This window comes from Micromonospora sp. NPDC005367, from assembly GCF_040606825.1.
Classification (GTDB): Bacteria; Actinomycetota; Actinomycetes; order Mycobacteriales; family Micromonosporaceae; genus Micromonospora.
Genome location: NZ_JBEXFP010000040.1, coordinates 58,399 through 64,398, shown reverse-complemented (window position 1 = coordinate 64,398; position 6,000 = coordinate 58,399). Strand labels below are relative to the sequence as shown.

General features: G+C 76.0%; 6 protein-coding genes and 1 pseudogene. 5 read left to right on the top strand and 2 right to left on the bottom strand.

Translation table 11 applies throughout. The features are described from left to right. Together ABZS42_RS24130 and ABZS42_RS24125 are read left to right on the top strand one after the other, a co-directional pair. A partial coding sequence (locus tag ABZS42_RS24130) for an FtsK/SpoIIIE domain-containing protein (RefSeq protein WP_355148821.1) occupies window positions 1-2,586 on the top strand: 2,586 nt, incomplete at its 5' end. Beyond that, window positions 2,583-3,248 (top strand): hypothetical protein, encoded by a 666-nt coding sequence (locus ABZS42_RS24125; protein WP_355148819.1) that lies wholly within the window; start codon window positions 2,583-2,585, stop codon window positions 3,246-3,248. The genes ABZS42_RS24130 and ABZS42_RS24125, both read left to right, overlap by 4 nt. 77 nt (window positions 3,249-3,325) lie before the next feature. On the opposite strand, the gene ABZS42_RS24120 is transcribed toward ABZS42_RS24125, so the two are convergent. Then, on the bottom strand, window positions 3,326-4,600 hold the full coding sequence (locus tag ABZS42_RS24120) for a cupin domain-containing protein (RefSeq protein WP_355148817.1): 1,275 nt from the start codon (window positions 4,598-4,600) through the stop codon (window positions 3,326-3,328). Between the two features lie 9 nt (window positions 4,601-4,609). Further along, entirely contained in the window at window positions 4,610-4,852 is a 243-nt protein-coding gene (locus ABZS42_RS24115; protein WP_076473044.1) for a hypothetical protein, read from the bottom strand. 232 nt (window positions 4,853-5,084) lie between these two features. Here ABZS42_RS24115 and ABZS42_RS24110 point away from each other — a divergent pair, with 232 nt between their 5' ends. From ABZS42_RS24110 to ABZS42_RS24100, 3 genes and pseudogenes are all read left to right on the top strand, one after another. Continuing rightward, entirely contained in the window at window positions 5,085-5,222 is a 138-nt protein-coding gene (locus ABZS42_RS24110) for a hypothetical protein (protein WP_355148815.1), read from the top strand. Beyond that, window positions 5,219-5,629: pseudogene (locus ABZS42_RS24105) on the top strand (DUF72 domain-containing protein); the annotation flags it as partial. The gene ABZS42_RS24110 and the pseudogene ABZS42_RS24105, both read left to right, overlap by 4 nt. Window positions 5,630-5,729: 100 nt before the next feature. Continuing rightward, window positions 5,730-5,981 carry a DUF72 domain-containing protein gene (locus ABZS42_RS24100; RefSeq protein ID WP_355148813.1) on the top strand — a complete coding sequence of 84 codons (252 nt, stop codon included), beginning with the start codon at window positions 5,730-5,732 and terminating at the stop codon, window positions 5,979-5,981. Window positions 5,982-6,000 lie beyond the last annotated feature (19 nt).

Sequence of the window (6,000 nt, the reverse complement as noted above, 5' to 3'; positions counted from 1 at the left end):
GCCGCCCAGACGGACCTGACCGCCGGGCGGGAGCGGCTGGCCCGCGTTCGCCGGGCCGCCGCCGAGGTGCCGGCGCGGGTCGGCGCGGAACGGGACCGCCGCCTCGCCGAGATCGACGAGCGGCACGCCGCTCGGATCGTCGAGCTGGCCGACCGGGCCGCCGAGGCCGCCCGGTGGGAGGCGCCCGGCGCCGCCGCCGAGGAGTGGTCCCGCTGGCACGCCACGCCCGCCGAACGCTCCGAGCCGCCCGGCGCGCTGCGGGTCGGCACGCTCGGCATCCCGGGCGCCGAGCCGGTGCCGGCCCTCGTACCGCTGCTCGACGCGGGCCACGTAGAGCTCTCCGGCGCCGACCGGGACGGCTGCGACGCGGTGGTCTCCGCGCTGCTGCTGCGCGCCCTCGGCCGGGCCGACCCCGGCGCCGTCCGGCTGATGGGGTACGACCCGGAACACCTGGGTGGGGGGCTGGCCGGGTTCGCCCCGCTCGGCACCGCCGGACTGCTCACCTTCGTCGGGCCGGGCGGCCTCAGCCGGCTCCTCGACGACCTGGTCGAGCAGATCCGCCGGATCAACGAGACGGTGCTGGCCGGCGAGCACAGCTCGCTGCGGGAGTTGGCCGCCACGACCGGCCGCCGGCCTGAGCCGTGGCGGGTGGCGGTACTGCTCGGCGGCGACGAGCTGTCCCGGCACGAGCGCGGCCAGCTCGACCGGGTGGTCCGCACGGGCGCGGCGTGCGGGGTGCATCTGGTGGTCCGGGGGGTGGCGTTGCCGGACGACCCGACGGTCACCAGGCTGGTGGCCGAGCCGGACGGTACGCGTATCGGTGGTCCGCCCGGCCTGCCCGTTGCGCTCGACCCGTCGCCGCCGGCGGCGCTGGTCACCGAGACCTGCCGGGACGTGGCCGCCCGGGTGAACGCCGGCCCGCCGCCGGCCCCGTTCACCGACCTGCTGCCGCCGCCGGATCGGATGTGGCGGGAGGACTCCGCCACCGGGCTCAGCGCGCCGATCGGCGAGGGGCCGCACGGGCGGCCGGTGCTGCTGACGTTGGGCGACTACCCGCCACACGCACTGATCGGCGGCCCGTCCGGCACCGGCAAGACCAACCTGATCTTCGCCTGGATCGGGGCGCTCGCCGCCCGCTACTCCCCCGCCGAGCTGGAGTTCTACCTGCTCGACTTCAAGGAGGGGGTGTCGTTCGCCCGGTTCGCGCAGGGCCGGCGTGACCCGAGCTGGCTGCCGCACATGCGGCTGGTGGGGATCAACGTCAACACCGACCGGGAGTTCGGCCTCGCACTGCTGCGGTTCCTCGCCGAGGAGCTGCGCCGGCGCGCCGACGCGGCCAAGAAGCACGAGGTCACCAAGCTCGCCGAGCTGCGCGCGGTGGACCCGACCGGCCGTTGGCCGCGGATCGTGGCGGTGGTCGACGAGTTCCAGATGCTGCTCGCCGGGCGGGACGTCGTCGCCCGGGAGGCCGCCGATCTGCTGGAGGACCTGGCCCGCCGGGGCCGGTCGCAGGGCATCCACCTGGTGCTCGCCTCGCAGGACGTACGCGGGATCGAGGCGCTGTGGGGGCGGCCGGCCCTGGTCGCCCAGTTCACCCTGCGGATCGCGCTGCCGAAGGCGCTGCGGATCCTCGCCGAGCGCAACGACGCGGCTCAGTCGCTGCCCCGCTGGCATGCGGTGATCAACGCCGAGTCGGGGCTGCCGGAGGGGAACCAGGTGGCCCGGATCCCCTCGGCCAGTGACTGGGAGACGTGGAGCGGCCTGCAACACCGGTTGTGGCGGATGCGGCCGCAGGACGCCGCGCCGGCCCGGCTCTTCGACGGCGACGCGATCCCCCGGCTGGTCGACGCGCCGGACTTCCGAGCGCTGACCCCCGACGACGGTACGATCCGTGGCCCCGTCGCGCTGCTCGGCGAGATCATCGACGTGCAGGCCCGCTCGGCGGCGCTGCGGCTGCCCCGGGCGCCGGGACGGAACCTGGCGGTGCTCGGCACCCGGGTCGACGAGGCGTGCGCGGTGCTCGACGCGGCGGCCCGCTCGCTGGCGCGGCAGCACCGCCCGGGCACCGCCCGGTTCTCCATCGCCTGCCTCGACCCGGACGCCGATCCGATAGCCCGCGCGCTCTACGAGGACCTCGCCGACGACGCCGCCTGGTACGACGAGGAGACGGTCCCCGAGTTGATGGCCGAGACCGCGGAGGGGCTGGGCACCTCCGGGGACCCGCACTACCTGCTGCTGTTCGCGGTGGACGCGGCGGCCGGCGCGCTGGCTGCCCGGGTCGGCCGGCGTACCGGGCTGGAGCAGCTGCGCCGCATCCTGCACGACGGTCCGGAACGGCGTACCCACGTGCTGGCCTGGTGGCGGGGCGTGGCGCGGATGCGCGCCGACCTCGGCGGGCCGGCTGCGCGCACCGACCAGATCGGCGCCTGGGTGGCCCTCGACACGCACGGCGGTGAGCTGGGCTCCTCGCTCTATCCAGGCAGCGGCGGCCCGGACTGGTATCCCCGCCCGTGGCGTGGGCTCTTCTTCGACCGGGCCGTGCACCGCACCGGCCAAGTGATCATCCCCTATGGACCGTCACGATGAACCAACCAGTCGCCAGTGAGACCTACGCGGCACAGGTGCGCCGGCTGGCCGACCTCAGCGCCCGCGTGCACGCCCAGCGGGAGGAGGCGCGGACCTGGCACGAACAGCAGTGCGCCGCCGCGCAACGCGCCGTCGCCGAGGCCGAGGAACAGGTGGCACACGCCGAACGGGAGCTGGCCGCCGCGCGGGAGCTGCAGGAACAGGTGGACACGGAGGCGGCGCACCTGTGGCAGCTGCTGCGCGAGCGGCTCGGCGCCGCCGGACGGCGGCTGGCCGGCCCGCCGCCGCCCACGTCGAGGGTGGACGCCGACCCGGTGCTGCTGCTGGGCCGGGTGCGCGAGCTGCTCGACCGCACCCGCCAACCGGGTGAGCTGCCCGGCTCGGCCAACCCGCTGCTGGCCGCCTGCGGGGTGGCCGGCGCCGTGCTCGCGTACGCCCTCGGCACGGCTGCCCGCGCGGCCGGGGTGGGCTACGGCGGCGACCTGGCGGTCGGGATGCCGGTGCTGGCGCTGGTGGTGACGTTGCTCGGCCCACTGGTCGGGCTGGTGCCGGCGAAGGTGCTGGCCGACCGGCGGAACGCCGTGCTGGGGCCACGCCCGATCACCGTGGTGCTCGCCGCGGGAGTGGTGGCCACCGTGATACTGCTGGTCCTCTTCCGCTGACCGGCGCGGCGGCCGCCTCCGCCCGCCGGCACGCAACGGCGGTCCCGGCCGAGCGGTACGCGGCGGCTGATCGCGGCTCAGGCGGGGACGACCACCGCTTCGCGAAGCAGGCGGCGGGCCAGGACGAGCCGGTCGGCGTCCTCCGAAAGGCCGGGCAGGTCGCCGACCCGGCCGACCGTACCGGTGAGCAGGGCGCGAACGGCCGCTTCGCACTGCGCCGGCAGCGTGACGGTCCGGTCGAACAGCCGCAGCGCCACCCGGTCCGCGCCCTCGGGGGCAAGCTGCCAGCGCAGCCCGGGGCGCAGGGTGAGCCGGCTGTCGGCGTCCAGCGCCTCGATCGCGGCGGCCTGAGCGAGCGGGCGGATCGGCGCCGGCCGGGCGGCCGGCCAGGCACGTCGTCGCAGCCCGGCGGCGACCGCCGCCGGATCGACGCGCAGCAGCCAGTCCCGCAGCGCCTCGACCGTCTCGGTGAGTTCCGGCTCGATGGCGTCCGGGTCCGCCACGTCCGTGCCGAGCGGCAGGCCGGCACGCAGCCGGCGGTCCTCGACGGCGAGCGCCAGCAACTCCTCGACCAGCGCGTAGCGGGTCAGGGCGCGTACGCCCACGGTCAGGTGCAGCGAACTGGACTCCTGCGCCTGCGCGCTGTGCAGCCAACCGCGCGGCAGGTAGAGCGCGTCACCGGGGGCGAGCACCACGTCGAGTGCGGCCGGCCCCTGCGCGGTGGCGGCGACCTCGTCGGCTCGGCCGCCCCACGGCTGCCGCTCGAGCGGATCGGGCAGCACCGGCGGGTGGACCCGCCAGTGTTTGCGCCCGTCCACCTGGAGCACGAAGACGTCGTGGGTGTCGTAGTGGGTGGCGAAGCCCTGGTTCCCGGCCGGGGTGAGGTACGCGTTGACCTGCAACGGCTGGCCGAGCGCGAGACCCAGATCGCGGGCGAAGTCGATCAGCGGCGGCCAGGTGCGGTGCAGACCCTGCAACACCAGGGTCGCGCCGGCTGCGTACTGCTCCAGCACCCGCTCGTCGAGCACCTGGTCGCCGATCTCGGCCCCGGCGCCGCCGCCACCGGTCCAGCGTCCGGGTGGCACGAGTTCGCCGGCACGGGCGATGCGCAGGAAGGGCGTACGCAGGCCGCGCCGGCTGAGCAACTCGTCGGCGTCGGCGGGGCTGAACAAGTCGGTGAAGCCGACCGGGTCGGGCAACTCGTCGGAGCGGGAGAGCAGCGGGGTCTGACCCCAGTGCGCGGCGGCGAACTTCGCCGGTTCGACTGCCACGCACCGGGCGAGCGCCGCCGACCCGGTCGTGGACGGCGCCGCCGGGCGGCCGTGGCCGCCCGGCGGGTCGTTACGCGTCATCACCATTCGTCAGCGAGCACTGCCGTCGGCGCCACCGTCCTGCTTGCCCGGCGTCGCACCACCATCGGCCGGGCCTTCCGCCCCGCCGTCCGCGCCACCGTCCTGCTTGCCCGGCGTCGCACCACCATCGGCCGGGCCCTCGGCCCCGCCGTCCGCGCCACCGTCCTGCTTGCCCGGCGTCGCACCGCCGTCGGCCGGGCCCTCGGCGCCACCGGCGCCGCTGGTGGTCATGTCGTCGTCGCTGAGTGCCATCGGTGCTCCCTCGTGCCGCCCCGCCGTACGCAGGGGATCATCGTGCAGCGAGTGCTACCCGTACGCTCGCTTCCCTAACCTCACCGTAGACGTCCGGCCCGGCGGGCACGGCCGGTTCGCGGTGAGCCCGGCGCCACGACGAGGCACCCCTGAGCGGGCGGCGGGCGGCCGCTCACCCGGCGGGCGGTCTCCGGCGGTGGCAGGATGAGCCGGACGAGCGCAGGAGGTGTCGATGACCGAGCCGGCGGTGACTCCACTCGAACCGGTGACCGGGGACCGGCAGCGCGCCCTGGCCGTGAGCCACCCCGAGGACCCGGAGTTCGGCGGGGCCCGTTGGACGGGGCGGGGCGAGCAGGTCGGCCAAGGGTGATCCTGCTCGGCACGTCGGGCTGGCAGTACCGCGACTGGCGGGGCCGGTTCTACCCGGCCGGGCTGCCGCAACGGCTCTGGCTGGAGCACTTCGCCGGGCGGTTCGCCACGGTGGAGGTGAACAACGCCTTCTACCGGCTGCCGGAGCGGGACACCTTCGCGGCGTGGCGGGCACGTACGCCCGACGACTTCTGCGTGGCGGTGAAGATGAGCCGCTACCTCACCCACATCAAGCGGCTGCGCGAGCCCGCCGAGCCGGTGGCGAGATTTCTCGACCGGGCCACGGCGCTCGGCTCCCGGCTCGGGCCGGTGCTGCTGCAACTGCCGCCCACCCTCGCGGCGGACGTGCCGGCGCTCGACGCCACGCTGCGGCTGTTCCCGCCCGACGTGCGCGTGGCGGTGGAGCCTCGGCACGCCTCCTGGTGGACCGCTGTCACCCGGGCGACGCTCGAGCGGCGCCGGGCGGCGCCGGGCGGCGCTGGTCTGGGCGGACCGGCTCGGCCGGCCGGTGACGCCGCTGTGGCGTACCACGGACTTCGGGTACCTGCGCCTGCACGAGGGGCGCGCCCGCCCGCATCCCCGATACGGCCGCGCCGCGCTGGCATCGTGGGTGCGCCGGCTCGGCGACACGTTCGGCGAGGCGTCGGCGTACGTCTACTTCAACAACGACCCGGGCGGCGCGGCGATCGCCGACGCTGTCACGTTCGCCGCCCTGTGCCGAAGGGACGGACTTCAGGTGAGCCGCGCCTCAGCGGGGTGACCCGCCCGCCCCCGGATCG

Coding starts and splice junctions, on each gene's coding strand:
- ABZS42_RS24110 (WP_355148815.1), top strand. CDS start 5,085: ATGACCGAGCCGGCGGTGACTCCACTCGAACCGGTGACCGGGGACCGG.
- ABZS42_RS24115 (WP_076473044.1), bottom strand. CDS start 4,852: ATGGCACTCAGCGACGACGACATGACCACCAGCGGCGCCGGTGGCGCC.
- ABZS42_RS24125 (WP_355148819.1), top strand. CDS start 2,583: ATGAACCAACCAGTCGCCAGTGAGACCTACGCGGCACAGGTGCGCCGG.
- ABZS42_RS24120 (WP_355148817.1), bottom strand. CDS start 4,600: ATGACGCGTAACGACCCGCCGGGCGGCCACGGCCGCCCGGCGGCGCCG.